The organism is Arthrobacter sp. Y3221160 (assembly GCF_059092585.1).
Genome location: NZ_JBNHHU010000001.1, coordinates 504,994 through 531,275, shown reverse-complemented (window position 1 = coordinate 531,275; position 26,282 = coordinate 504,994). Strand labels below are relative to the sequence as shown.

General features: G+C 68.8%; 26 protein-coding genes. 17 read left to right on the top strand and 9 right to left on the bottom strand.

The features are described 5' to 3' along the window. Positions 1-133: 133 nt before the first annotated feature. Positions 134-319, top strand: coding sequence for a hypothetical protein (locus AC5RWG_RS02465; protein WP_494069123.1), 186 nt, complete (start codon positions 134-136; stop codon positions 317-319). A 59-nt stretch (positions 320-378) separates the two neighbouring features. Here the strand turns inward: AC5RWG_RS02465 and AC5RWG_RS02460 are convergent, their stop codons facing one another. After that, positions 379-633, bottom strand: coding sequence for a hypothetical protein (locus tag AC5RWG_RS02460; protein ID WP_494166359.1), 255 nt, complete (start codon positions 631-633; stop codon positions 379-381). A 108-nt stretch (positions 634-741) separates the two neighbouring features. Continuing rightward, on the bottom strand, positions 742-1,641 hold the full coding sequence (locus AC5RWG_RS02455) for a ribonuclease Z (protein WP_494166358.1): 900 nt from the start codon (positions 1,639-1,641) through the stop codon (positions 742-744). 195 nt (positions 1,642-1,836) lie between these two features. Here AC5RWG_RS02455 and AC5RWG_RS02450 point away from each other — a divergent pair, with 195 nt between their 5' ends. Further along, positions 1,837-2,442 carry a DnaJ family domain-containing protein gene (locus AC5RWG_RS02450; protein WP_493999846.1) on the top strand — a complete coding sequence of 202 codons (606 nt, stop codon included), beginning with the start codon at positions 1,837-1,839 and terminating at the stop codon, positions 2,440-2,442. Positions 2,443-2,449: 7 nt separating this feature from the next. Here the strand turns inward: AC5RWG_RS02450 and AC5RWG_RS02445 are convergent, their stop codons facing one another. Then, positions 2,450-3,073, bottom strand: coding sequence for a uridine kinase family protein (locus AC5RWG_RS02445; protein ID WP_494166357.1), 624 nt, complete (start codon positions 3,071-3,073; stop codon positions 2,450-2,452). 152 nt (positions 3,074-3,225) lie between these two features. On the opposite strand from AC5RWG_RS02445, the gene AC5RWG_RS02440 reads away from it, so the two are divergent. Both AC5RWG_RS02440 and moaA read left to right on the top strand, forming a co-directional pair. Next, positions 3,226-4,005 carry a lipoate--protein ligase family protein gene (locus tag AC5RWG_RS02440; protein ID WP_494167089.1) on the top strand — a complete coding sequence of 260 codons (780 nt, stop codon included), beginning with the start codon at positions 3,226-3,228 and terminating at the stop codon, positions 4,003-4,005. Between the two features lie 59 nt (positions 4,006-4,064). Further along, positions 4,065-5,174 carry a GTP 3',8-cyclase MoaA gene (moaA, locus tag AC5RWG_RS02435; RefSeq protein ID WP_494166356.1) on the top strand — a complete coding sequence of 370 codons (1,110 nt, stop codon included), beginning with the start codon at positions 4,065-4,067 and terminating at the stop codon, positions 5,172-5,174. 140 nt (positions 5,175-5,314) lie between these two features. Here moaA and AC5RWG_RS02430 read toward each other — a convergent pair whose 3' ends face one another. The 3 genes from AC5RWG_RS02430 to AC5RWG_RS02420 form a co-directional block, all read right to left on the bottom strand. Then, positions 5,315-5,944, bottom strand: coding sequence for an MBL fold metallo-hydrolase (locus AC5RWG_RS02430; RefSeq protein WP_494023007.1), 630 nt, complete (start codon positions 5,942-5,944; stop codon positions 5,315-5,317). Continuing rightward, positions 5,941-7,029, bottom strand: coding sequence for an S-(hydroxymethyl)mycothiol dehydrogenase (locus AC5RWG_RS02425; RefSeq protein ID WP_494166355.1), 1,089 nt, complete (start codon positions 7,027-7,029; stop codon positions 5,941-5,943). The genes AC5RWG_RS02430 and AC5RWG_RS02425 overlap by 4 nt, the downstream gene beginning before the upstream one ends. Before the next feature lie 164 nt (positions 7,030-7,193). Then, positions 7,194-7,451: a glutaredoxin domain-containing protein gene (locus AC5RWG_RS02420; protein ID WP_127512700.1), complete on the bottom strand. Its 258-nt coding sequence runs from the start codon at positions 7,449-7,451 to the stop codon at positions 7,194-7,196. 168 nt (positions 7,452-7,619) lie between these two features. On the opposite strand from AC5RWG_RS02420, the gene AC5RWG_RS02415 reads away from it, so the two are divergent. The 8 genes from AC5RWG_RS02415 to pdxS all read left to right on the top strand — a co-directional run bounded on the left by AC5RWG_RS02415 (position 7,620) and on the right by pdxS (position 17,579). After that, complete coding sequence (locus AC5RWG_RS02415) at positions 7,620-8,327, top strand: SOS response-associated peptidase (protein ID WP_494073861.1); 708 nt, start codon at positions 7,620-7,622, stop codon at positions 8,325-8,327. A 140-nt stretch (positions 8,328-8,467) separates the two neighbouring features. Next, the gene (locus AC5RWG_RS02410; RefSeq protein ID WP_494166354.1) at positions 8,468-8,902 is read left to right on the top strand and encodes an SRPBCC domain-containing protein; all 435 of its coding nucleotides are present in this window, start codon (positions 8,468-8,470) and stop codon (positions 8,900-8,902) included. 261 nt (positions 8,903-9,163) lie between these two features. Continuing rightward, positions 9,164-9,478 (top strand): DUF6504 family protein, encoded by a 315-nt coding sequence (locus tag AC5RWG_RS02405; RefSeq protein WP_493977563.1) that lies wholly within the window; start codon positions 9,164-9,166, stop codon positions 9,476-9,478. Between the two features lie 99 nt (positions 9,479-9,577). Beyond that, positions 9,578-13,171: a DNA polymerase III subunit alpha gene (locus tag AC5RWG_RS02400; protein ID WP_494166353.1), complete on the top strand. Its 3,594-nt coding sequence runs from the start codon at positions 9,578-9,580 to the stop codon at positions 13,169-13,171. 156 nt (positions 13,172-13,327) lie between these two features. After that, positions 13,328-15,340: a threonine--tRNA ligase gene (gene thrS / locus AC5RWG_RS02395; protein WP_493999837.1), complete on the top strand. Its 2,013-nt coding sequence runs from the start codon at positions 13,328-13,330 to the stop codon at positions 15,338-15,340. A 2-nt stretch (positions 15,341-15,342) separates the two neighbouring features. Then, on the top strand, positions 15,343-15,921 hold the full coding sequence (locus AC5RWG_RS02390; RefSeq protein ID WP_493999836.1) for an HIT family protein: 579 nt from the start codon (positions 15,343-15,345) through the stop codon (positions 15,919-15,921). 7 nt (positions 15,922-15,928) lie between these two features. Continuing rightward, positions 15,929-16,540 (top strand): phosphatidylinositol phosphate synthase, encoded by a 612-nt coding sequence (gene pgsA, locus AC5RWG_RS02385; protein ID WP_493999835.1) that lies wholly within the window; start codon positions 15,929-15,931, stop codon positions 16,538-16,540. Positions 16,541-16,664: 124 nt separating this feature from the next. Continuing rightward, positions 16,665-17,579 (top strand): pyridoxal 5'-phosphate synthase lyase subunit PdxS, encoded by a 915-nt coding sequence (gene pdxS / locus AC5RWG_RS02380; protein ID WP_494014074.1) that lies wholly within the window; start codon positions 16,665-16,667, stop codon positions 17,577-17,579. Positions 17,580-17,675: 96 nt separating this feature from the next. Here the strand turns inward: pdxS and AC5RWG_RS02375 are convergent, their stop codons facing one another. Continuing rightward, positions 17,676-19,724 (bottom strand): M3 family metallopeptidase, encoded by a 2,049-nt coding sequence (locus tag AC5RWG_RS02375; protein ID WP_494166352.1) that lies wholly within the window; start codon positions 19,722-19,724, stop codon positions 17,676-17,678. Positions 19,725-19,826: 102 nt separating this feature from the next. On the opposite strand from AC5RWG_RS02375, the gene AC5RWG_RS02370 reads away from it, so the two are divergent. Next, entirely contained in the window at positions 19,827-21,200 is a 1,374-nt protein-coding gene (locus tag AC5RWG_RS02370; protein WP_494166351.1) for a CapA family protein, read from the top strand. Positions 21,201-21,276: 76 nt separating this feature from the next. Here AC5RWG_RS02370 and AC5RWG_RS02365 read toward each other — a convergent pair whose 3' ends face one another. Further along, positions 21,277-21,999 (bottom strand): type 1 glutamine amidotransferase, encoded by a 723-nt coding sequence (locus AC5RWG_RS02365; RefSeq protein WP_493999831.1) that lies wholly within the window; start codon positions 21,997-21,999, stop codon positions 21,277-21,279. Next, on the bottom strand, positions 21,999-23,294 hold the full coding sequence (locus AC5RWG_RS02360; RefSeq protein ID WP_494166350.1) for a MurT ligase domain-containing protein: 1,296 nt from the start codon (positions 23,292-23,294) through the stop codon (positions 21,999-22,001). Before AC5RWG_RS02360 ends, AC5RWG_RS02365 begins: the two co-directional genes overlap by 1 nt. 176 nt (positions 23,295-23,470) lie before the next feature. Between AC5RWG_RS02360 and pdxT the strand changes: the two genes are divergently transcribed. The 4 genes from pdxT (at position 23,471) to ruvA (ending at position 26,281) form a co-directional block, all read left to right on the top strand. Next, positions 23,471-24,136, top strand: coding sequence for a pyridoxal 5'-phosphate synthase glutaminase subunit PdxT (pdxT, locus tag AC5RWG_RS02355; protein ID WP_494109286.1), 666 nt, complete (start codon positions 23,471-23,473; stop codon positions 24,134-24,136). 2 nt (positions 24,137-24,138) lie between these two features. Then, positions 24,139-24,894: a YebC/PmpR family DNA-binding transcriptional regulator gene (locus AC5RWG_RS02350; protein WP_493999828.1), complete on the top strand. Its 756-nt coding sequence runs from the start codon at positions 24,139-24,141 to the stop codon at positions 24,892-24,894. 26 nt (positions 24,895-24,920) lie between these two features. Continuing rightward, positions 24,921-25,481 (top strand): crossover junction endodeoxyribonuclease RuvC, encoded by a 561-nt coding sequence (ruvC, locus tag AC5RWG_RS02345; protein ID WP_493999827.1) that lies wholly within the window; start codon positions 24,921-24,923, stop codon positions 25,479-25,481. 164 nt (positions 25,482-25,645) lie between these two features. Then, positions 25,646-26,281, top strand: a complete 636-nt coding sequence (ruvA, locus tag AC5RWG_RS02340; protein ID WP_494014068.1) for a Holliday junction branch migration protein RuvA — start codon at positions 25,646-25,648, stop codon at positions 26,279-26,281. Position 26,282: the final 1 nt, after the last annotated feature.

Here is a 26,282-nt window from a genome sequence, read left to right as displayed (position 1 = left end):
TGCGGGGCCCGCAGAAACGATCGTTCAGAGACGAAAGTGCCCACCCTGCATCACTGAATCTTCGAGCGAGCGGCCCTTGGCATCCGACGGCGACCGGAGGACGATTAAGGGACCGATAAAGAGGAGGTTCGAGATGTGCTACGCCTCGAATAGGGATTCCCGCTGGGGCTTCCGCAAGGAAGCCGTGGACACGCCGGAAACCCGCCGCGAAGACAAGGACACCGGGCGCGAAACCTGGACGAAGACTGATGACTCCGAAGTGATTGCCTTCCTGGACAAGTCAACAGTGGAAGAGCCAGCCAGCGACCGGACCACGTAGCCGAAACCGTTACCGAAACAGTGAAGCCCCGCAGTGAATCTGCGGGGCTTCGTTTGCGCCTACTGGCTCGGCGATTCATCCGGGTCGAAATCCTCCAGTGGGGCTCCCAGCCGGTCGTCCGCCATCCCGCCTTCGAGCGGGTCTGACAGAGTCTCGTCCACGGGACGCTCGGAGTCCGTATCGATCCCGGCGTCCACCAGTTCCGGCGGCACCGCGTCGACGCCCTCATCCGGGATGAGCGGGTCTTCACCCTGGATGTTCAGCTCCGGATCCGGCAAGGCCTGTTCGTCCTCCGGGCGGTTCTGCTCGCTCATTGCAGCCTCCTTCGATCGTGATCCACCCTGCGCTGAGATTGCCACCGTAACCCGGACGAGCCGTGAGGGAAACAGGCAGGGCTGCCGGAAGACCGGCCAGTGCGTGCTTCATCGGCCGATGCCGGTCCGCCGGCGTTGGGGAAACGGGATCAGGTCCAGGTCTCGGGCCGCAACCACCTCGGCCCCTCCCGCCCGCGCCCTGGCCTGTTCCTCGAGCGGGGCCAGGTCGGGGTAGCGCGAGGAGAAATGGGTTAGCACCAGCGTGCCCACGCCGCCGCCGGCGGCGAGTCCGCCGGCCTGACCGGCGGTGAGGTGGCGGTGCCGGACGGCAAGCGCCCCGTCGTCGTCGCTGAAGGTGGACTCGGCCACGAGCAGGTCGGCGCCGTCGGCCAGTTCCTCCGCCCCGGCGCAGACCGCGGTGTCCATTACGAAGGCGAAGCGCTGTCCCGGGCGGGCCACGCTGACATCCTCCAGCCGCACCCCCTTCCAGGTTCCTTCCCGCTGCAGGCGGCCCACGTCGGGGCCGGAAATCCCGGCGGCAGCCAGCCGGTCGGGCAGCAGGGTGCGGCCGTCGGGTTCGACCAGCCGGTAGCCGTAGGCCTCGATCCGGTGGTCCAGGGGTCGCACCTCGAGGCCGTCCGCGATGGCCCCGGCGCCGCCGTGCGGATGCAGGCGCAGGTCAAGTCCCGGGGAGGCGAGTGAGACCAGGGCCCGGACCACATCAGCACCGGAGGCCGGATAGTGCAGATGAACCGGATGCTCAACGCCGTCCAGGACCATGCGCGAGAGCACGCCGGGCAATCCGTAGCAGTGGTCGCCGTGCACATGCGTCAGACAGATGCGCGTGATCCGGCTGGCCGAAACCCCGGCGAGGATCATTTGCCGCTGCGTTCCCTCACCCGGGTCGAACAGCACTCCCTCGCCGTCCCAGCGCAGCAGGTAGCCGTTGTGGTTGCGGCTCCGGGTAGGAACCTGCGAGGCGGTGCCCAGGACGACAAATTCGCGCATGCGGCCGAGTCTGCCATCGCGGATGCGCCGGCGGCCACCGCCTGAAGCGCGCCGGCGCGGCCGGCCGGGGAATCTGCGATCGGCGCATGAACGACGGCGACGCATTGCTGGCTCGCAACGGGGCTGGGAAAATGTCAGGAAAAGCCCGGTGGCCGAGCATCGGGCCCAAGTCGTACCGGAGGCGGTGTCTGACGAGTGAACAGCAGGGCAGCGGGTGACAACGGCCGGCGGCTGGAACGCGCCGCGGAGCTGCGGGCGTCACGCGAACGCGGGCCGGCCGACGCGGAGGAAGAGGAGCGGGCGGAGGCCGAAGAGGAGAAGCACCGGAAAATCCGGGAGCTGGACACCTCCCGGCGCGCGGACTACCTGATCCGGGATGCCATGGCCCGCGGGGATTTCGATGACCTGAAATACGCCGGAAAACCGATACCCAACCTGGGCAACGGGTATGACCCCGACTGGTGGCTTAAGGGGCTGATCGAGCGGGAGAACCTCACGGGGCTGGGCCCCGAAGCCCTGCTGCTGCGGACCGAGGACGCCGAGCTGGACGGACGCCTGGACCAGCAGATCTCGGACCGGCGGGTGCGCGAAATCCTGGAGGACTTCAACGCCCGGGTGGTCAACGCGCGGCGACAGTTACAGGGCGGCCCGCCGGTGATCACCAAGACCCGGGACGTGGAGTATGAACTGGAACGCTGGCGGGAACGCCGGGCGGCCAGGGCGGCCGCGGCGGCACGCGAGGAACCGGAGCCCGAGCCCAAGCGGCCATGGTGGCGCCGGATGTGGGACGTGACCGAATAGCCGGGCGCTACTTCCGCTGGGCGGCCGGTGTCCGGCGCAGGGCGGCCAGCTCCCTCTTCACCTGCCGCTTGGCGACAGGGCGAAATCCCGCCGCCACATAACGGTCGCGCACGGCGCGCTCGGAACGGAAGATTGCCCAGCCCCGCTTGAGCAGGAACGGCAGTGGCTTGCGGTGCTCCCGCAGGTCGCGCACCAGGCGGCGCACCGCCGTCGTGATGGGGGAGACCTTTATGAAGACGGGGTCAACCTCCGCCCCGAGGCCGCGCAGCCGACCGAGCACGGCGTCGGCGAAGATCCCCTCGGCAATCACCGGTCCCTCCGCGAGTTCCACGGTGCGGTGCCCGCTGTAGCTGGAGGTGGCGATGGAGTAGTTGGGGATCCGGGTGCTGCCGGTCTCCAGCAGGTCCATTATGGCGCCGGCCGCGGCGCCGCTGTTCCAGGTGTCGGCATGGTCCCAGTCGATTTCCCCGTACGGGGTGAGCGGCATGGGGGACGCGCCGGTGTGCTCGCTGATCTCCCGGTAAAACGCGTCGAGCTCCACATGCGGACGGCCGAACCGCGCTGCCAGGTAGGACTTACCGGAGCCGGAGACGCCGCCGAGCAGCACGAGCGGTGTTTGGGGAGAAGTCACATGGCTATTATTCCGTGTCCGGCACGGTGGCAAGGTCCTCGAATGCCCGGCCCCGGCGCGGACTGCACTTTATGGCCCCGGGCCGTAAAATGGCAGGGGCATCCGCCGCGACCGGCGGCGCGGATCAGCAGGTTCAGGAAGCAGGCATCACTTTGGAGCAGTCGGCGCAGGGCCCTGGCGGGCTCGACTGGGTCCGCCAGCCGGAGTCTTTCGGCGCGGAGGCGGACCTGCAGTTTGGACTGGCATTGCTGGCCGCGGCCAAGCAGGGACGGCTCGGCCCTACCATGCGCGTGTACCGTCCGGCACCGACGGTGGCGTTCGGGCAGCGGGACGCGCATCTGCCCGGCTTTCCGGAGGCGGCCCGCCGCTGCCGCGAACGTGGATTCGAACCGCTGGTGCGCAAGGCGGGCGGCCGCGCGGCCGCGTACCACGAAGGCTGCCTGGTGCTGGACCATGTGGAGCCGCTGGCCGATGCCATTGCCGGCGCGAAAAAGCGTTTCGGCCGGTTCGGGGAGCTCATCGCCGGCGGCCTGCGGGCCACCGGGCTGGAGGCCGGCGTGGGCGAAATCCCGGGGGAGTACTGCCCGGGTGAGTTCAGCATCCACGGCGCGTACCCGGTTGATCCCCTGCGCAGGATCAAGCTGGTGGGCACCGCGCAGCGGGTCGTGGCCGGTGCCTGGCTGTTTTCCTCCGTCGTGGTGGTGGAGGATGCGGCACCGCTGCGCGAGGTCCTCACTGCCAGTTACGACGCACTCGGCCTGGACTGGGATCCGGCAACGGCCGGCGCGGCCGAGGACCTGCTGCCCGGCCTCGGCGTGGACTCGGTGGAGCAGGCGCTGCGGGCGGCGTACGCCGGCTACGCCGACGTGGCGGACGGGGCGTTTGCCGACCTGCTGGCCCGCGTGCAGGTCCCGGAACCGGCCCCGTTGTAGTCGACGCCCGGCCAGCCTAGTCTGGAGGGGACTTCGAGTCCCGGCAGCGGAGGCACACCATGGACGGGCCAGCGCAGCACGGTCCGCACACCCTCGACGACGCACTGGGCCGGCCCCTGCGGGATCTGCGGATCTCCGTCACCGACCGGTGCAACTTCCGCTGCGTCTACTGCATGCCCAGGGAAGTATTCGGCCGCGACTTCGTGTTCCTGCCCAAGGACCAGCTGCTGACCTTCGACGAAATCGTCCGGGTGGCCCGGATCGCCGCCGCCGAAGGGGTGGAAAAGCTGCGGCTGACCGGCGGCGAACCGCTGCTGCGGCGGGGAATCGAGGACCTGGTCACCGGGCTGGCCGGGCTCCGCACGCCCGAAGGCCGTCCGCTGGACCTGGCGATGACGACCAACGGCTCGGCGCTGACCCGCAAGGCCGAGGCGCTCAAGGCGGCCGGGCTGTCCCGGGTAACCGTCTCGCTGGATTCGGTTGACGACGCCACCTTCCGCGCGATAAACGACGTCGACTATCCCGTCGCCGCGGTGCTGGAGGCCATCGAGGCCGCGGCCGCGGTCGGGCTGGGCCCGGTCAAGGTCAACATGGTGGTCAAGCGCGGCCAGAACGACGGCGGCGTCCCGGCCATGGCGCGCCACTTCCACGGCACACCCCACATCGTCCGGTTCATCGAATACATGGATGTGGGCACGACCAACGGCTGGAACCTGGCGCAGGTCGTCCCGTCGGCCGAGATCGTGCGGCGGATCGATGCCGACCTGCCCCTGGAACCGCTGGCACCCCGGTACCCCGGCGAGACGGCCACGCGCTTCAGATACCGCGACGGCGGCGGCGAAATCGGGACCATCTCCAGCGTCACGCAGGCGTTCTGCCACGGCTGCACCCGCGCCCGGCTGAGCACCGACGGGAAGCTTTTCACCTGCCTGTTCGGCACCGGCGGGACGGATCTGCGCGCCCTGCTGCGCGGCGGCGCGGACGACGGCGAACTGACGCGCGTGCTCTCCGGCGTCTGGCGGGGCCGCTCGGACCGCTACTCGGAACTGCGTAGCGCCGAGACCGCGGGCGTGGCCGCCGGAAACGGGACCGGTCGGGCGCCGCGCGAGGCGCCCCCGGCCACCGGCTGGCCAGGGCAAAGGGTCGAGATGCACTACATCGGCGGCTGATCGGACGGCCGCACCGCAGCCGCGCTGGAACCGATGGCGCCACCGCCGGCAAGCCGGATCCGGCCCCGGACAGCACACCGCCCGCACCCGAACCGGAATACGGTCGGGCGCGGGCGGTGCGGGACTGGGCCCGGACTTACTCAGTGGCCGCGGGCAATCCACTCGTCGAGCTGCGGCGCTTCGGCGCCGATGCTGGTGGAATCGCCGTGACCGGTCTTCACCGTGGTCTCGGCCGGCAGCGTCAGCAGCCTGCCCTTGATCGACTCGATGATCGTTTCGAAGCTGGAATAGCTGCGGCCGGTGGCTCCCGGACCGCCGTTGAACAACGTGTCCCCGCTGAACAGGACGTTCTGCGAGGCCAGGTGGAAGCAGACCGATCCGGGGGAGTGGCCCGGAGTGTGGATGGCCTGCAGCCGCGCCCCCGCGATCTCGAAGGTGTCGCCGTCCTCGATCGCGTGGTCGGGCGCGCTGTCCGGGAAGACGGCGTCCCAGAGCATCCGGTCGGCGTCGTGCAGGTAAACCGGTGCCTTCACCAGGTCCCGGAATTCACCGACGGCGCGGATGTGGTCGTCGTGACCGTGCGTGAGCAGGATGGCCTTCACGCTCCGGGAGCCGACGGCGTTGGCAATGGCCTGCGGATCATGTGCCGGATCGATGACGATGACCTCGGTGGCGTCGCCGACGATCCACACATTGTTGTCCACGTCCCAGGTGCCGCCGTCCAGCGAGAACGTGCCCGAGGTGACCAGGTTTTCGATTGCCGCGCTCATGCGACCTCCACCACCGAACGCAGCACCTTGCCCTCGTGCATCTTGTCGAACGCGGCCTCAACCTCGTCGAGCTTGATCCGCTCGGTGACGAAGGCGTCCAGGTCCAGGTTGCCCTGCTTGTAGTGGCTGACCAGCATCGGGAAGTCGCGGGACGGCAGGCAATCGCCGTACCAGGAGGACTTCAGCGAGCCGCCGCGGCCGAACACGTCCAGCAGCGGCAGTTCGATCTTCATGTCCGGCGTGGGGACACCCACCAGGACCACGCGCCCGGCCAGGTCGCGGGCGTAGAACGCCTGCTTGTAGGTTTCCGGACGTCCGACCGCTTCGATCACGACGTCGGCGCCGTTGCCGCCGGTGAGCGCCCGGATGGCCTCCACCGGGTCCTGTTCCTTCGAGTTGATCCCGTGCGTGGCACCCAGCGACTTGGCCAGCTCCACCTTGTTGTCGTCGATGTCGACGGCGATGATCGTGGTGGCGCCGGCCAGCTTGGCACCGGCGATGGCGGCGATGCCTACGCCGCCGCAGCCGATCACGGCCACGGATTCGCCGCGCTTGACCTCGCCGGTGTTGATCGCCGCGCCGATGCCGGCCATGACGCCGCAGCCGAGCAGTCCGACCGCCGCCGGGTCGACGTCGTCGTCCACCTTGGTGCACTGGCCGGCGGCCACCAGGGTCTTCTCGGCAAAGGCACCGATGCCCAGGGCGGGGGAGAGCTCGGTGCCGTCCTCGAGGGCCATCTTCTGGGTGGCGTTGTGCGTGTTGAAGCAGTACTGGGCTTCACCGCGCCGGCAGGCCCGGCACTCGCCGCACACTGCGCGCCAGTTCAGGATGACGCGGTCGCCGGGCTCAAGATCGGTCACGTCGGGGCCGACGGCGCTGACCACGCCGGTGGCTTCGTGGCCGAGCAGGAACGGGAAGTCGTCGTTGATCCCGCCCTGCTTGTAGTGCAGATCGGTATGGCAGACGCCGCAGGTGAGGATGTCCACCAGCGCCTCGCCCGGGCCCGGATCGGGAACCAGGATGGTTTCGATGGAGACCGGAGCATTCTTTTCCAGGGCCACTACTGCCCGAACCTTGTGAACCATGCGGGAGTGATTCCTTCCTAGCGAAGTCTGGCGAGGCCGTCGTCGGCCTTCCTGCCCCATCCTAGGAACAAAAGAGGGGCGCCACAATTTCCAAAACGATTGTTATGGAAACTGCGGCGCCCCGTGGCCCGCGGTCCGGATTCCGCCGGTGGAGCCTGCCGCTGCTAGACGCCCAGGCGTTCCTTGACCAGGGAGAGCGGCGGGTTCGTGGCGCTGCTGCCATCCGGGAAGAGCAGGGTGGGAACCGTCTGGTTTCCGTCGTTGAGCTTCTCGACGAGCTCCGCGGTGCCGGGGACCTCTTCGATATTGATCTCGGTGTAGCCGATGCCCTGCGCATCGAACTGGGTCTTCAGGCGTCGGCAGTACCCGCACCAGGTGGTGGAGAACATGGTGACGGTTCCGGCAGCAGGTGTGTAATCCAAGATGGCTCCTTCTGGTCTGAAAGCTTGTGTACATGTCAACGTCGCACCGGGCGCGGTCATTCCCGGCGCCGGCGGCGGCGGCTGCCGGGCGGGGAGTCCGGCCGGGGTGCGCGGCTGTTTCGGGCCGCTTGCCGGGCTTCCGCCGCGCGGCTGGACCATAATGGAGGCATGTGCGGCAGATACGTCATGGCCCGGAGCACCGGCGACCTGGTGGCTTCCTTCGACGTCGATGAGTCCTACGTCGAAGAGATCCAGCCTTCCTACAACGTGGCTCCGACCGACGAGGTCCCCTTGATCATCGACCGCAAGCAGGCCGACGGCGAGGGAGTGTCCAGGAAACTCATCCTGGCGCGGTGGGGCCTCGTGCCGCCGTGGGCCAAGGACCCCCGCTCCGGCGCCCGCCTGATCAACGCGCGGATGGAGACCGTGACGGAGAAACCCTCGTTCCGCAAGGCGGCGGCCAGGAAGCGCGGATTGCTTGTTGCCGACGGGTATTTCGAATGGCAGAAGACCGAGGACGGCAAGATCCCGACCTACCTGCACGGCGCAGGCGACGAGGCGCTGGCTTTCGCGGCTTTGTTCGAGAACTGGCCCGACCCGGCCCTGCCCGAAGACCACCCGGAGAAGTGGCTGCGCACCTGCACCATCATCACCACCCAGGCGGCCGATGCGCTCGGGCATATCCATGACCGGACACCGCTGATCGTTCCGCCCGGCCTCTATGCGGACTGGCTGGATCCGGAAACAACATCCGAGGCCGACGTGCGGCAGCTGCTGGAGGCCATGCCCGAACCGCATCTTGTCCCGCGGCGGGTCAGTTCGAAGGTCAACAACGTGCGCAACAACGGGCCCGACCTCATCGACGAGGCAGCATGAGCGCCGTCGGGCGGCCCGGAAGCGGGGATCGTTCCCTGAGCGGTGTCCCCGCAGCCATTGTGCGCCGGCCCCGGCTGCCGGAAGCTGGGATGGAGTAGCCGCACCCGCGGCGCCACGGCGGGAACCAGGGGAGGAAGCCAATGTCCGGACGGTACGTGGCCAGTTCGACGGCGACCATTGCGGCGCCGCCGGACCGTGTCTGGTCCGTGATCACGGACCCCGAGGCCATCAGGGGATTCATGTTCGGCACCGACGTGCAGACCGATTGGAGCGTTGGCGGGCCCATCCGTTGGCGGGGCGAGTGGGAGGGCGAGGCGTACGAGGACAAGGGCCAGGTGCTGGAGTTCGAACCCGGACGGCGGCTGGTCGTCACGCATTTCAGCCCGCTGTCCGGCCGGGAGGACGTGCCCGAGAACTACCACCGTCTCGTCTGGACGCTGGAGGAAGTTCCGGGCGGCACGGAGTTCACGCTGTCGCAGGACAACAACGAGACCGCCGAGGCGGCGGAACACTCCAAGCTGATGTGGGACAAGCTGGTCGGCGACGTGAAGTACCTCGCCGAGCACGACGGCTAGGCTCCTTGGCCGCCGCACGGCACGCACCTGGCCGTCCTACCTGCACGGTAGGCCGTGCTGCTGCACTTAGCCGCAGTGCGGCCGCGCGCTGAGCCGACGTCGGCGGGAGGCCCGATTTTGTCAGTGCCCGAACCTAGGCTTGATCTTGGATTCGAATACATATTCGAATAGAATAAGAGGGTCAAGTTCTTCGGCGGGCGTGTTGGCAGGGGCGCTCGCCGGGGATTATGACCCGTTGTCCAGATGAAAGGCGACTGGGACATGGGTGTTTTCAGCGAAGCAGTTGACGTTGTGTGTTCCCCTGCCGGACAGCCGCTCCGGCTGCGCTGGCAGGGCAGGAGCTACCGCATCGTCGCGGAACCGGTGCGTTGGTACGAACGCCGCAAATGGTGGGCGGAGGAACTGCGTGCGGAACGGGGCCGGGGCGCGGGACTGGTGGACCATGAGATCTGGCGGGTGCAGGCGCGGCTGAACGGCCGGTCGCAGATCCGCACCCTGGACCTTTCCCATCAGGTGGATACCGGACGCTGGCGCCTGATCCGCGTCCATGATGCCGTCCGGGAGCTGAGCGCCTGACCGCACCACGGTACCCGCCGGCCTTTCTGTCAGCCCCCGGTTCGCCCCGGCAGTCCGCCGGATGCCGATCCCGAGACCCGACCGTTGTTTGGAATGTCCATGAGCTTTACCCACCTGCACGTATCCACGGCGTACAGTGCCCACTACGGTGTCTCCTGGCCGGAGGAACTGGCCGCAGCGGCCGCTTCCTTCGGTGCCGACGCCTTGGCCTGCACCGACCGGGACGGTCTCTACGGCACGGTCAAGCACCTGAAGGCATGCCTGGCGACGGGGATGGATCCGATAGTCGGCGTGGACCTGGCCGTCCAAGACGGCGGCGGTCGGGACACCGGCCGCGTTGTGGTGCTGGCCCATGGCGGGAACCAGGGCAGCGGTTACCATGCGCTCTGCCGCCTGGTCTCGGAAGCCCACGCCGGCACGGCTGCCCGCGGGCGTTCCGCCAGCCGCCGGACGCCCGGCGTGACGGTGGATCAACTCGCCCGGCATGCGGGCATTCCGGACGGCGGACCGGCCCTGACGGTGCTGGTGGGTCCTTTTTCCGACGTCGGACAGGCGCTGCGCCGCCGTAGCTACGCCGAAGCCCGCCGGCTGGCCGGACGCTGGCGCAGCGGACTGCCGGCCGGGGCGCTCGCAGTGGAAATTGTCTCCCACCTGAGTGCCCCGGGGGAGAATCTCAGTACCGCCCACGCGGTGCGGATGCTTAACCTGGCCGGGGAGTTGAATCTTCCCGCAGTGCTTACCAACGCCGTGCGCTACTGCGAAGAGGACGGCGCCGCCACTGCAGATGTGCTGGACTCGGCGAGGGCGCTGACAGCCTTGTCCAAGCTGCCGGATCTGCAGCCGAGCGCCCAGGGCTGGTTGAAATCCCCCGACCGGATGCAGGCCCTGGCGCGGGAAATCGTGCAGGCAGCCGGCGGCGGAAGCAAGGACGTCATCCGCCTGCTGGCCACGACGGAAGCGGTGGCCGACCGGTGCCGCATGGATCCTTACCGGGACATGGGGTTCAAGCGCCCGGTGGTCCCCGAAGCCTCCGTCATCGGGATCGACGGGGATCCCGTGGCCGAGCTGGTCCAGCGCTGCGAAACCGGCATCGCCGAACGGTTTGGCGGAATGTCCGGACGGGCGGAGAAGGAACTGCGGGACCGGCTGGCCCATGAGCTGGGCATCATCTCGCGGCTGGGCTTCGCCTCCTACTTCCTGACGGTGGCCGAAGTGTCGCGCATGATCACCGGGATGGGCGTGCGCGCCGCGGCCCGGGGATCGGGTGCCTCGAGCCTGGTGAACTATCTGCTCTACATCAGCCACGTGAACCCCCTGGACCACGGGCTGATCTTCGAGCGCTTCCTCTCCCAGGACCGTTCCACCCTGCCGGACATCGACATCGATGTGGAAAGTGCAGAGCGGCACAACGTCTACCAAAAAATCTTCGACCGTTTCGGCAGCCAGCGGGTCACCCTGATGAGCATGCAGAACGGTTACCGTGCCCGCGGGGCGGTCCGCGACGCCGGCTTGGCGCTGGGCCTGCCGGAGGAGGAGATTTCGGGCATCGCCAAACAGCTCTGGCGGTTCTCCGCGCGCCAGTTCCGTGAGGCGATGGCGGAGAAGCCGGAGCTGCGCGCGTTTTCCGCCCAGGTGGAGCAGGACCAGCAACTGGACCTGCTGGTGGATTTGACCGAACGGCTGGACCGGCTGCCCCGGCATATCTCCATGCACCCCTGCGGCGTGATCCTGGGCGACAGCTCGCTGTTGGACCGCACCCCTACCCAGCCAAGCGGGCTGGGTCTGCCGATGAGCCAGTTCGACAAACACGACATGGACCCGATGGGCATGCTCAAGCTGGACGTGCTGGGCGTGCGGATGCAGAGTTCCATCGCCTACGCGCTCAAGGAAATAGCCCGCATACATCCGGGCAAGGACGCCGTGACGGCAGCCGGCCGGCATCCGGTGGGCGAGGACGGAACCGGGCCCGACTACATTGCCGCGGACGGGACCATCAACCTGGAACAGGTCCCGCTGGACGACGAGCCGACCTATGAGCTGATCCGCAGCACCCACACCCTGGGATGCTTCCAGATTGAATCGCCGGGCCAGCGCGAGCTGGTGGGCAAGATGGCCCCGCGGGACTTCAACGACCTGATTATCGACATTTCGCTGTTCCGTCCGGGGCCGATGCAATCGGATATGGTCCGGCCGTTCCTGGAACACCGCCATGGCTGGGCGCCGGAGCGCTTCCCGCACCCGGATTTGATTCCGGTCCTCAAGGAAACCCACGGCGTCACGATCTTCCACGAACAGGTCCTGCGGACCTTCGACGTATTCACCGGTTGCGGACTGGCCAAGGCGGACGAATTCCGCCGGCTGCTGGGCAACGAGGAAGCCGAACCCGCGGTGGAGGAATACTTCCGCAACGCCTCGCTGGACCGGGGGTATCCGCCGGAGGTGGTCGACACGGTGTGGGGCACGCTGAAGTCCTTCGGCAGCTTTGGCTTCTGCAAAGCCCACGGGGCCGCCTTCGCGGTGCCCACCTACCAGACGGCCTGGCTGAAGGCCCACCACCCCGAGGCGTTCCTGGCCGGGCTGTGGCAGCACGATCCGGGAATGTACCCGCTGCGCCTGCTGGTGGCCGAAGCGCGGCGGCTGGGCATCCCGATCCTGCCGCTGGACATCAACCGCAGCACCGACCGCTACCAGGTGGAACGCGTTCCCTCCGGCAGCGGCGAAAAGCTGGGGATCCGGCTGAGCCTGACCGGCATCTACGGGCTCTCGGCGGCCGAGCTCAAACGCATCGTCGTCGGCCAGCCGTACGAATCGCTGGCCGACCTGCGCGCGCGGGCCAAGGTCGGCAAACCCGCGCTCAAACGCCTGGCCCAGCTGGGCGCCTTCGACGAGCTGAACCGCCGGACCGGCCAGCGCGGCGGCCGGGCGGCCAGCCGGACGGATTTGGTCTACCATCTGGACCAGCCGGACAGCCGCCCGGTTCCCCAGCGCTACCAGCCCACCGAGGGCCAGCTGTCCCTGCCGCTGGGGGACTTGGAGCTGCGCCATCTGGTCCCGGTCTTCCCGGAACCGACCACGGTGGACAAGGTGCGCACCGAACTGGACCTGCTCTCGATCGACGCCAGCTCCCACCTGATGGAGAGCTACGCTCCGCTGCTGGCCCAACTCGGAGTCACCCAGGCCAAGGACCTGCTGCAGATGCGCAACGGGAGCGAAGTAATGGTGGCCGGCATCCGTGTGGCCACCCAGACACCGCCCATGCGCGGCGGCCGTCGGGTGGTTTTCATCAGCGTGGACGACGGCACCGGCTGCGTGGACGCCACCTTCTTCCAGGAAGCCCAGGAACGCTCCGGCCCGTTGCTGTTCGGCACCGAGATGCTGCTCATCCGCGGCCTCACCCGGCGGACCGGCCCCAGGGGAATCGGGCTGCAGGCGCTGGAGGCGTGGGACCTTTCGGACACCGCCAGCCTGCCGCTGCCGGGGCACCCTGTTCCTTCCGGGGCCGCTGCAGGACGGGGGCCGGCAACACCGGCGGCAGGACGAGGGCCGGCAACACCGGCGGCCGGCAGGGACGCCGCCCGCCAGGAAAAGCTTGGAACTGGCGAACTTGCCCGCCGCATGGCCGCCGAAGGACTGGATCACCGCGTTCCGGCCGGGTCCTGGCTGGCCGGTAGCCACGGGAACCGGGCAGGATGATGCGCGGCCAGAGGCGGCTCGCCGGCCCCAGCGGGCGCGTAGCCCCGCCGCGGCGGTGTTGGTCGGGCTTCGCGTCAGCGGATACGATCGTAGAGGCTTGCAGCGCCCAAGTATGTCGCTGCAGTAACGGCTTACATCCACCATAAGGAGACCTCTGTGTCAGCGCCCCAGAACATCACCCTCATCGTCGACGGCGAAGAGAACCAGGTGACCGAGGGCACGACGGGAGCCGACCTTTACGGCGCCCGGCGGGAGGTCGTCGTCGTCCGCGTCGACGGCGAACTGAAGGACCTGGACCAGCCGATCCCGGCCGGGGCCAAGGTCGAAGCCGTGACCATCGACTCTCCCGACGGGCTCAACGTGCTGCGCCACTCCACCGCGCACGTCATGGCCCAGGCGGTCCAGCAGCTGCGGAAGGACTCCAAGCTCGGGATCGGCCCGTACATCACCGACGGTTTCTACTTCGACTTCGACGTCGATGAGCCCTTCACCCCGGAGGACCTGAAGCAGCTGGAGAAGATGATGCTCAAGATCGTCAACTCCAACCAGCGCTTCGTCCGCCGCACCGTCTCCGAGACCGAAGCGCTCGCCGAGATGGCGGGGGAGCCGTACAAGGAAGAGCTGATCGGGCTCAAGGGCCACTCCGACGAGGCCGGCGAGGGCGCCAGCATCGAAGTGGGCGCCGGCGAACTGACCATCTACGACAACGTGGACGCCAAGAGCGGCGAAGTGGTCTGGAAGGACCTCTGCCGCGGGCCGCACCTGCCCAACACCAAGCTGATTTCCAACGCCTATGCGCTGACCCGCTCGGCCGCCGCCTACTGGCGGGGCAACGAAAAGAACAAGCAGCTGCAGCGCATCTACGGCACCGCCTGGCCCACCAAGGAAGACCTGAAGGCCTACCAGGAGCGGCTGGCCGAGGCAGAGCGCCGCGACCACCGCCGGGTGGGCGCCGAACTGGACCTGTTCTCCTTCCCGGATGAACTCGGCTCCGGCTTGCCCGTCTTCCACCCGAAGGGCGGCATCGTCCGCAAGGCGATGGAGGACTACTCGCGGCAGCGGCACACCGAGGCGGGCTACGAGTTCGTCTACACCCCGCACATCACCAAGAGCAACCTGTACGAGGTCTCCGGCCACCTGGACTGGTACCGGGACGGGATGTTCCCTCCCATGCATGTGGACGAGACCCGCGACCCCGAAACCAACGAGGTCGTCAAGCCCGGCCAGGACTACTACCTGAAGCCGATGAACTGCCCGATGCACAACCTGATTTTCCGCTCGCGCGGCCGGTCCTACCGCGAGCTGCCGCTCCGGATGTTCGAATTCGGCTCCGTCTACCGCTACGAAAAGTCCGGCGTAGTCCACGGCCTGACCCGAGTGCGCGGCATGACCCAGGACGACGCCCATATCTACTGCACCCGCGAGCAGATGAAGGACGAGCTGACCACCACGCTCAACTTCGTGCTGGACCTGCTCAAGGACTACGGGCTCGACGACTTCTTCCTGGAGCTCTCCACCAAGGACCCGGAGAAGTACGTGGGCGCCGATGAGGTCTGGGACGAGGCCACCCGCACCCTGGCCGAGGTCGCCGAGGCATCCGGCCTGGAACTGGTGCCGGACCCGGGCGGAGCGGCCTTCTACGGCCCCAAGATTTCGGTACAGGCCCGCGACGCGATCGGCCGCAGCTGGCAGATGTCCACCATCCAGCTGGACTTCAACCTGCCCGAACGGTTCGAACTCGAATACCAGGCAGCCGACGGCAGCCGCCAGCGCCCGGTCATGATCCACCGCGCCCTGTTCGGGTCGGTAGAGCGCTTCATGGGCCTGCTGATCGAACATTACGCCGGCGCCTTCCCGGCGTGGCTCGCCCCGGTCCAGGTGGTCGGCATCCCGGTGGCGGAGGCGTTCAACGACTACATGCTGGAGATCGTGGCCAAGCTGCGCGCTCAGGGCATCCGCGCCGAGGCCGACCTGGGTTCGGACCGCTTCCCGAAGAAGATCCGGACCGCCAGCAAGGACAAGGTTCCGTTCGTGCTGATCGCAGGCGGCGAGGACGCCGAGGCCGGAGCCGTCTCCTTCCGCTTCCGCGACGGCAGCCAGGACAACGGCATCCCGGTGGACGAGGCCGTGTCCCGGATCGTGCAGGCCGCCGCCAGGCGCGGCAACTGACGATGGCCGAGACGACCGAAGCCATGACCGACCGGACCGGCGACGAGGTGACGGACGGCTTTGAGCTGCCCGGCGTGCCGGATGCCTTCCAGCGGCTCTGGACGCCGCATCGCATGGCCTACGTCAAGGGCGGCCAGGGCCAGTTCAAGAACAAGGACGAGTGCCCGTTCTGTGTGGCTCCGGCCCGCCCCGACGAGGAATCGCTGATCGTCCACCGCGGCGAGTTCGCCTACGTGGTGCTCAACCTGTTTCCTTACAACCCCGGGCACCTGCTGGTCTGCCCGTACCGCCACGTGCCCGACTACACCGACATCACCGCGGAGGAGACCGCCGAGTTCGCCGAGCTGACCCAGACGGCGATGCGGGTCCTGCGGAAGGTGGCCAACCCCAGCGGCTTCAACCTGGGCATGAACCAGGGCGAAGCCGGGGGCGCCGGGGTGGCGGCGCACCTGCACCAGCACGTGGTGCCCCGGTGGGGCGGCGACGGGAACTTCTTCCCGATCATCGCCCAGACCAAGGCGATCACCGAGACCCTGGACGAGGTCCGCAAGCAGGTATCCCAAGCCTGGCCGGCACGGTAGCGCGGCGATGCTCAACAAGTACGCGCGCGGGTTCTTCGGAAAGCTGTTCTCGCCGCTGGCCCGTGCCCTGATCCGGATGGGCGTCTCGCCCGACGCCGTCACCATCGTGGGCACCCTCGGGGTCTCCGTGGGGGCGCTCGTGTTCTACCCGCTGGGGGAGCTGTTCTGGGGAACGGTTTTCATCACGGCGTTCGTCTTCTCCGACATGGTGGACGGCCTGATGGCGCGCATGCTGGAGCGCAACAGCCGTTGGGGCAACTTCCTGGATTCCACCCTCGACCGGCTGGCCGACGGCGCGGTGTTCGCCGGCGTGGCCATCTGGTTCTTCACCGGCGGGGAGAACACCGCCATCGCCGTCTCCGCGCTCGTATGCCTGCTGCTCGGCTCGTTGGTCTCCTATGCCCGGGCCAAGGCCGAGTCGCTGGGCTGCACCGCCGCGGTGGGCCTGGCCGAACGCTCCGAGCGCCTGGTATCCGTCCTGGTTTTCACCGGCCTGACCGGACTGGGCCTGCCGGAGGTGGTCCTGCTGGTGGTCCTGGTGCTGCTGGCCGCCGCCAGCCTGCTGACCGTGGCCCAGCGGATCATGGCCGTCTACCGTCAGACACAGCAAACCGCCTGATCCGCCCCGGACCGCCCAGGCCCCCGGTTGGGGCCCCGAGGAAGGTTACGTCATCGGTGACCCAGCGCACCGGGCCGGACGTATGATTAGGTGTACGTTTCCTACCGACTCCTAGGGGCTTTTAGTGTCCAGCAGTGAAGAAACTTCAACTCACGCGCCCGTGACCGGCAGCAGCCGCGTCAAGCGGGGCATGGCCGAAATGTTGAAGGGCGGCGTCATCATGGACGTCGTGACTCCCGAACAGGCCCGCATCGCCGAAGACGCCGGTGCGGTGGCCGTGATGGCCCTTGAACGCGTTCCGGCGGATATCCGCGCCCAGGGCGGCGTGTCCCGGATGAGCGACCCGGACATGGTGGACGGCATCATCGACGCCGTCTCCATCCCGGTGATGGCCAAGGCCCGCATCGGCCACTTCGTCGAGGCGCAGGTGCTGCAGTCCCTCGGCGTGGATTACATCGACGAGTCCGAGGTGCTGACCCCGGCCGACTACACCAACCACATCGACAAGTGGAACTTCACCGTTCCCTTCGTCTGCGGCGCCACCAACCTGGGCGAGGCCCTGCGCCGCATCAACGAGGGCGCGGCCATGATCCGTTCCAAGGGCGAAGCCGGCACCGGCGACGTCTCCAACGCCACCGGCCACATGCGCCAGATCCGCTCCGAGATCAAGCGCCTGTCGGCAATGCCCGAAGACGAACTGTACGTGGCCGCGAAGGAACTGCAGGCCCCGTACGAGCTGGTCAAGGAAATCGCCGCCACCGGCAAACTGCCCGTGGTGCTGTTTACCGCCGGCGGCATCGCCACCCCGGCCGACGCCGCGATGATGATGCAACTGGGCGCCGACGGCGTGTTCGTCGGCTCCGGCATCTTCAAGTCCGGCAACCCGGCCGAGCGCGCCGCCGCGATCGTCAAGGCCACCACCTTCCACGACGACCCGGACGTCATCGCCAAGGTCTCGCGCGGGCTGGGCGAGGCCATGGTCGGCATCAACGTGGACGAGATCCCGCAGCCGCACCGCCTCGCCGAGCGCGGCTGGTAAGTACCGACGACGGCGAACGCCCGGTCCCGCACGACAACGACAGTGCGGGACCGGGCGTTTGCCGTTTCCGGGGGGGGTGCCCTTCCGGGGCCGCCGTTACGGGACGTCCCCGCGGCCGGCCGGGGCGCTGCTGGCCCGGTCGAGGCCGCGCCTGGCCAGCAGCGGCGCGAGGTCGGCGTCCCGTCCGCGGAAGCTCCGGTAGGCCTGCAGCGGGTCCATGCTGTTGCCCCGTGAGAGTAGTTCGCGGCGGAAACGGTCTCCGTTGCCGCGCCGGAGTCCGCCGTTTTCGCCGAACCAGGCGACCGTGTCTGCGTCGAGGATTTCGCTCCAGATGTAGGAGTAATAGCCCGCCGCGTAGCCGCCGGCGAAGATGTGCTTGAAGTAGCCGGTGCGGTAGCGGGGCGGGACCAGGGGCAGGTCGATTCCGGCGTCGGCCAGCGCCCGCCGTTCGAAGGCCGGCGGATCCTCGACCCGCTGCCCGGCGGACAGGCTGTGCCACGCCAGGTCGAGCACGCACGCGGCCAGGTACTCGGTGGTGGCAAAGCCTTCGCCCCACAGCTGCGCAGCCTTGATGCGGTCCACCACCTCCCGCGGCAACGGCTCGCCGGTCAGGTGGTGCCTGGCGTAGCTGCCGGCGACCTCCGGCTCCAGCATCCACATCTCGTTGACCTGCGACGGGTACTCCACGAAGTCCCGGGGCACGTTGGTGCCCGAGAGGCCGGGGTACTCCACCCGGGACAGCAGGCCGTGCAGCGCATGGCCGAACTCGTGGAAAAGCGTCACCACGTTGTCGTAGCTGAGCAGGGCCGGCTCGCCGGGAGCGGGCTTCGGGATGTTCAGGTTGTTCATCACGACGGCGCGCTGTCCCAGCAGGTGGGACTGCTCGACCAGCGAATCCATCCAGGCACCGCCGTTCTTCGTGTCCCGGGTATGGAAGTCGCCGATGAACAGGCCCAGCCGGGCACCGTCGTCGTCCATCACTTCCCAGATCCGGGCCTGCGGATGATAGGCGGCGAGGTCCGGCCTGGCCTCGAACCGCAGCCCGTACAACCGGTTGGCGGCGAAGAAGACGCCGTCGGCGAGCACGCGTTCGAGCTCGAAGTACTGCCGCAGTCCGGCCAGGTCCACGCTGTAGTCGCGGCGGCGCACAACCTCCGCATAGTAGGCCCAGTCCCACGGCTCGAGGGGGTGGCCGGCCGCCTCGGCGAGGATCTCCGCCTCGGCGCGGGCGTTGGCGACGGCCGGCGGGACGAGCCGCGCCAGCATGTCCTGCACGGCCGCGAGCGAGGGCGCCGTCTGCCCGTCCAGCACATACTCGGCATGATTGGCGAAGCCGAGCAGCGCGGCCCGCTCGGCCCGCAGCTCCGCCGTGCGGGCCGCCAGCTCCAGCGTCCGGTGGCCCGCTTCGCCGCGGCCCACCGATGCCTCATGCAGGCGGCGGCGGGTGCCGCGGTCGGTGAGGGTTTCCAGCGCCGGCTGGGCGGTTGGCAGGGTCAGGACCAGTAGCCATCCGTCGTCGTAACCGGCGTCCCGCGCCGCGAGTTCGGCGGCGGTCAGGTCGTCGTCGGCGAGCCCGGCCAGTTGTGCGCGGTCGGTGACATGTACCGCGGCGGCATTGCCGGCGTTTAGCAGTTCCCGAGAGTACTCCGCGTCCAGCTCCGACAGCTCCACGTTCATGGCGCGCAGCCGCTCCTGGTCTGCCGGGGGGAGCTGGGCGCCGGCCCGGCGAAACTTCTTGCGCAGCTCGGCGAGCAGGCGCAGGTCTTCGCCCTCGAGGCCTTCGGCGGCTTCGTCGACAGCCAAGACCCGCCGGCAGAGCGCCGCATGCAGGTAGATGTTGTCACGGTGGGCGGCCCGCTGCGGGGCCATCCGCTGCTGCAACTCCAGCACGTCGTCGGTGGCGTCGGCGGCGGCGAAGTTGTCCAGCACGGCGCTCACCCGGTACAGCGTGCGGCCGGAGCGTTCGAAGGCAACGGCGGTGTTCTCGAACGTCGCCGGTGCCGGATTGGCCGCGATCGCGTCGATTTCCGCCAGCTGCTCGCGGAACCCGGCCTCGAACGCTTCCGGATAGTGTTCGGGACGGATCGCGGCGAAATCGGGCAGCTCATAGGGGAGGACACTGGGTTCCAGGAAGGGGTTGGCCATGCCACCACTTTGCCATGGGTACCCGGCGTCCCCGCCGTCCCTGCCGGGGGCACGCCGCCGCGCCGCCGTGGTGCAGGGCACAGCCGGACTTACACTGGCGGCATGAACAGGCAGCCGCCCGACGGGCCGGCCGGTTCCCCGGTGCGGGAAGCGGGCCGATGCATACACCGGGCAGCGGTGGCGCGGACTCCCGCACCGGCGGCGGCGTTGGCCATCGCGGCCCTGCTGCTGGCCGGCTGCGGCCCGGGGCCGGAGGCCGCCGGACCGCCCGGCACCGCGCCGGCCGCGACTAAGCCGGCGGCTGCGCCCTCCGGATCCGGCCCACCGGGGAGCGGCGGCGCGGGGGAGGCGCCGCCGTCGACCTCCGCACCGGAGCCCGCCCCGGAGACGGCGGCGACGGCCGGCGCGGGCCCGGCGTGCCCGGGAATCCGCTGCGCCACCCTGGCCCTCACCGGCGACCTGCTGCTGCACGAGCCGCTCTGGGAGCAGGCGGCCGCCGACGCCCGGCGGACCGGGAAAGGAACCTTGGACTTCGAGCCGATGTTGGCGGCCCAGGAGCAATACCTGGACACCGCCGACCTCGCCGTCTGCCAGCTGGAAACCCCGTTGGCCGGTGACGACGGACCGTACTCCGGCTACCCGGCGTTTAACGCGCCGCCGCAGATCCTCGACGCCGCCGCCGCCCTGGGCTACGACGCCTGCACCACCGCCAGCAACCACGCGTTCGACCACGGCACCGCCGGCCTGGAACGGACCCTGCAGGCGCTGGACGCGCGCGGCCTGGCACACACCGGCACCTACGCCAGCGCGGCCGAGGCCGAGGAGGTACTGGTCCTGGACACCCCGGCCGCGCGGATCGCGGTTATCACCGGCACCTTCTCGCTGAACGGGCTGGAGCCGGACCGGCCCTGGCAGGTGGACGTGCTGGATCCCCCGGCGATGATCGCCAAGGCCAGGAAGGCCCGGGCGCAGGGCGCGGACATCGTCTTGGGAGCGGTGCATGCCGGGGACGAATACACCGCCTACGCCAGCCCGCAACAGCAGGAGGTTGCCCACGCGTTGGCCGACAGCGGCGAGTTCTCCTTGGTGTACGGGCACCACAGCCACTCCGTCCAGCCGATTGAGCGCTACGACGGCACCTGGATCGTCTACGGGCTGGGCAACACCCTCGCCGCGCATGCAACCCCGAACATCCTCAACACCGAGGGGTTGATGGTTCGGGCCAGGTTCAGCCAGGCCGGCGACGACGGCGCCTGGGAGGTGGCGGGGCTGGACTGGCTGCCGGCCACGTTCGACGGACCCGGGCACCGCTGGTGCCCGGTGGCAGCGGATGCGCTGGCGGCAGCCGCGAAGTCCGGGGACTGGTGCGTGTCCGAACAGGCGGACGCGGCCAGCCGGCTACGGACCAAGGCGACCGTCGAGTCCATGGGAGCCCCGACGGACGTCGCCCGCGAGTGGCTGCTCAGCGGCGATTGACGCCGCGGGCCGTCGCCCGGACTGGCTTAGCGACGGCCTGGCGTCAGTGGCTGCCAAGCGTCAGCGTCCGCCGGCGTCAGCGCGGACGGGCGGCCGCGTCGGCGCGGGCTTCGGCCTCATGCGGAATGTCCAGCGGCACGTCGTTGAAGCTGCCGTAGCGCCGCTCGACGGCGTGGCGGATCAGGTAGTCGGCCACGGCCGGGTTCTTGGGCAGCAGGGAACCGTGCAGGTAGGTGGCAATGACGTTCCGGTAGCGGGCTCCCTCAGTGCCGTCGGTGCCGTTGTTGCCCTGGCCCTTGGTGACCCGTCCCAACGGCCGGACATCGCTGCCGAGGGTGGTCAGTCCGCTGTGGTTCTCGTACCCGATAACCGTGCCGAACTCGCCGCTTTCGAGCACGGTGTTGCCGATCAACCGGGTGGGCCCGCCCACGGTTTCGGCATCGAGCAGCCCGATGCCGGTGATGACCTCGCCGGTGTGGGTGGTGAACCGGTGGCCGAACAGCTGGTAGAGGCCGCAGACCGCCAGCATCGGCAGGCCGTCCTCGGCCAGCTCCCGCAGCCGGCCGCCCTGGGCCAGCAGGTCGGCCTGGATCTTGTTCTGGCCGGAGTCCTGGCCGCCGCCGCCCACGATCAGGTCCACCTGCTCGGGGAACGCGTCGCCGGGGTTGTACTCGTGCAGCCGGACGTCGTATCCGCGCAGCTCCAGGCGCTTGCGCAGCACCAGGACATTCCCCCAGTCGCCGTAGATGTTCATGTCCCGCGGGTAGAGCTGGAGCAGGTCGATAACAGGAGCGTCCATCAGGAGACCACTTCCACTTCGGTCAGTTTGCCGAGCTCGCGGCGCAGCGCCAGCATGGCGGTGTAGGTGCAGTAGATGCGCTTCGGCGTCTCCGGACCGCCCGCAATGAACCGCTGCAGCGAGGCATTGAGGTCGGTGTCCACCCGGTCCACCGGAACGTCCTCGTAGAAGAGGCGCAGCCCCATGTCGCGTGCCCGGACCCCGGAGACCTCGGCCACGCCGGTGTCCCGCAGCGAATCGAAGTCGACGTCCCACAGCCAGGACATGTCCCGCCCGTCCGCGTAGTTGTCGTTAATGGCGATCATGGTCCGGTAGCCGGCGGCGGGGAAGGACTTCAATGCCAGCCGGAAGCCGGCTGGGTTCTTCACCAGCACCAGGTCCAGCGGCTGGCCGTTGACGGTCAGCGATTCGCCGCGGCCGAAGGCCGGCGTCACGTTCTCCAGCGACGCCAGCAGCTCCGGCTCGTCCACCGCGGGGCCCAACACGGTCCGCGCCAGCACCAACGCCGCGGCGGCGTTGAACACGTTGTAGACGCCGGTCAGCTTCAGCTCGACCTCGAGCTCGCGGCCGTCCAGCTGGAAGGTTGCGGCGGCCCCTTCGCAGGCCGAAAGCACGACGTCGGCGCTCGGCCGGCCGGCGTCGGCGGCGGTGGCGCCGGATGGGTCGGCTGAGGCGGCGGACCGCATCTCGTCGTCGTGCGGGAACATGTGGCGCAGCTGCGGCGCCAGGCCGAAGTATTCGACCCGGGGCGCGGCCACGGCGCCCGCCAGCGCCGCGATGCGCGGGTCTTCCCGGTTCAGTACCACTGCCTCGGTCGTCGCCGCGGCGATCTGCCGGAGGAAACCCGCGGTCGTTTCGATTTCGCCAAAGCGGTCCAGCTGGTCGCGCATGACGTTGAGCAGCAGGCTGTAGCGCGGGGCCACCAGTTTGACGAAGTGAACCGCGTGGGCCTCGTCCAGCTCCAACACGGCAATGTCCGCGTCAAGCCGGCCCCGGGCGTCGGAGTCGCCCAGCACGGCAGCGACCACGCCGCGGGTGAAGTTGCTGCCCGTCCGGTTCGTGAACACCTTCAGGCCCTGCCCCTGCAGCAGCTCCACCACCATCTTGGTGGTAGTGGTTTTGCCGTTCGTCCCGCTGATCACCACGACGCCGCGCGGCAGCTCGCCGAGCGTGCGCGGCAGGAACTGCGGATCGATTTTTTCGGCCACCAGGCCGGGCAGTGCGGAACCGCCGCCGCGGAGCCTGGCTACCGCCTTTACGGCCTTTCCGGCAACGGTCGCAAGGAGGTGTCGCATGAGTAGAGACTATACAAGCCGCCGTGCCCCGGCGCCGTCGGCCCGGGCCGAACAGTGTCGGTCACCACAGGGGAGGGGGGGGCACCGTTTAACACCGCCGGACCGGTTGGCACTACTGTTTTTCCGTACGGCCGCCACTGAGGCGGCCCCGATGCGAACTCCGAGGAACCGTCACCGTGGTCACGATTGGTGTGCTTGCCCTGCAGGGCGATGTCCGCGAACATCTATCCGTCCTGGAGCACAGCGGCGCCACGGCGGTGCCGGTGCGGCGGCCGGCGGAACTGGCGGCCGTGGACGGCCTGGTGATCCCCGGCGGTGAATCCACGACGATCGACAAGCTCACCCGCATCTTTGAGCTGGCCGACCCGCTGAAGGGGCGGATCGAGGCGGGCATGCCGGTCTACGGTTCTTGCGCGGGCATGATCATGCTGGCCCGGGAGATTGCAGACCCGGCCACCGACCTGAAGGGCGAACCGCAGCAGACGCTGGGCGGCCTGGATATAACGGTGCGGCGGAACGCCTTCGGCCGGCAGCGCGAATCGTTCGAGTCCGACCTGGACTTCCGGGGCCTGGAGTTCAGCGCGGCGTCTCCCGGCCAGGACCCGGCGCCGGTCCACGCCGTGTTCATCCGTGCGCCCTGGGTGGAACGCGTGGGCAAGGGCGTGGAGGTCCTGGCTGCCGTTCAGCCGGAGGAGGCCTCCCACACCGACACTTTGCACGGGACAGCTAGAATAGTGGCAGTGCGTTCGCGGCATCTGCTGGCGACATCCTTCCACCCGGAGATTACGGGGGAGCGCCGCATCCACGAACTTTTCATCCGCATCGTCAGAGGAGAGGCGTAAGCATGGCCGGACACTCCAAGTGGGCAACCACCAAGCACAAGAAGGCCGTGATCGACGCCAGGCGTGCCAAGTCGTTCGCGAAGCTGATCAAGAACATTGAGGTAGCGGCGCGCAACGGGGGAGCGGACATGTCCGGCAACCCCGCGCTGGAACTGGCCGTCCAAAAGGCCAAGAAGACCTCGGTTCCTAACGACAACATCGACCGCGCGGTCAAGCGCGGTGCCGGCCTGACCGGCGAAACGGTGGACTACAGCGAAATCATCTACGAGGCCCGCGGGCCGCAGGGCTCCGCTGTGCTGATCGAGTGCCTCACCGACAACAAGAACCGGGCCGCCTCGGAGGTTCGCCTGGCCATCACCCGCAACGGCGGCACCATTGCCGACCCGGGGTCGGTGTCCTACATGTTCTCCCGCAAGGGCGTGGTGTCCCTGCCCAGGAACGAACTCACGGAAGACGACCTTCTGATGGCGGTGCTCGAAGCCGGCGCGGAGGAAGTCAAGGAGCAGGGCGACAACTTCGAGGTCCACGCCGATCCCACGGACCTGCGCGCCGTCGTGGCCGCACTGGAAGAAGCCGGCATCGAATACGAAACCGACGAGATCGAGTTCGTGTCCTCGATGGCCGTGGAGCTCGACGCGGACGCGGCCCGGAAGTTCATGAAGCTGGTGGATGCCCTCGAGGACCTGGACGACGTCCAGAACGTCTACTCCAACGCCGACATCAGCGCGGACGTCCTCGCCGAAATCGAGAACGACTGACACCGGTCCGGCCGTCGGCGCCCGTCATGCGCGTGCTGGGAGTGGACCCGGGCCTGACCCGCTGCGGCCTGGGCGTGGTCGATGTTGAACCGAACCGGCGCTCCTCCCTTGTGGACGTCGGTGTGGTGGGGACCACCCCGGACATGGCGCTGGAGCTGCGCCTGCTGAAGATTGCCGACGCGATCGACGAATGGCTCGACGCGCACACCCCGGACGTGCTCGCCGTCGAACGCGTCTTCAGCCAGACCAATGTCAGTACCGTGATGGGCACCGCGCAGGCATCCGGGGTGGTCATCGCGGCGGCAGCACGCCGCGGGATCGCCGTCGCGCTGCACACGCCCACCGAGGTGAAAGCGGCGGTCACCGGCAACGGGCAGGCGGACAAAGCCGCCGTGACCAAGATGGTGACCCGGATCCTTCGGCTGGACACCCCGCCGCGGCCGGCCGATGCCGCGGACGCCCTGGCGCTGGCCATCACCCATGCCTGGCGCGGCGGAGCTGCGAGACCGGCTGCCGGCGGCGGGATGACGACGGCGCAGCGGCTCTGGGCGGAGGCCGAAGCGAAGGCCAAGCGCACCCGCCGCTGACGTGGGGCCGGCGGCGGCCGCCGGAACCGGTGCCACGGTGTGGCGGTGGCCGGCAATGTCCGTGCTGCCCCGTAAGCTATTCGTAGATATGTTCGGACAATCCGCCGCCGTGCTGCCGGCGGGGCGGACTCCGGGCCGCAGTGCCGGAATTGGGAGTTGAGTTCATGATTAGCTCGTTGCGCGGCGTCGTCGCCCACGTGGGATTGCAATCGGCCGTGATCGACGTCAACGGATTCGGCATGCTCGTCCAGGCGACGCCGCAGACCTTGGGCACGCTGTTCGTGGGGCGGGAGGCCGAACTGGCCACCACCATGATTGTGCGCGAAGACTCCATGACGCTGTTCGGCTTCGAGGACGCAGCGCAACGGGAAGTTTTTGAAACCCTCATCTCGGTCAGCGGGGTCGGCCCGAGGCTGGGCCTGGCGGCGCTGTCGGTGCACTCGCCCGAGGCGCTGAGGGTTGCCGCCGCGGAGGGGGACAGCAAGGCGTTCACCAAGGTTCCGGGTATCGGGCCGAAGCTCGCCGGCCGGATCGTGCTCGAGCTGGCCGGGAAGCTGATCCCCACCGGCGAGCAGGCCCCCCAGCAGAAGGGCGGCTGGAAGGGACAGGTGCAGGAGGCCCTGGCCGGCCTGGGCTGGTCCGAGAAGGACGCCGCCGCGGCGGTGGACACCACCGCCGAGGAAAATCCGGAGGCGGCAGCGGCAGGTAACGTGGGCGACTTGCTGCGGCTAACCCTGCGCAGGCTCGGCCAGGACGGCGCCCGGACCGGCGCGTCCCGGCGGACCGCGGGAGTGAACTAGC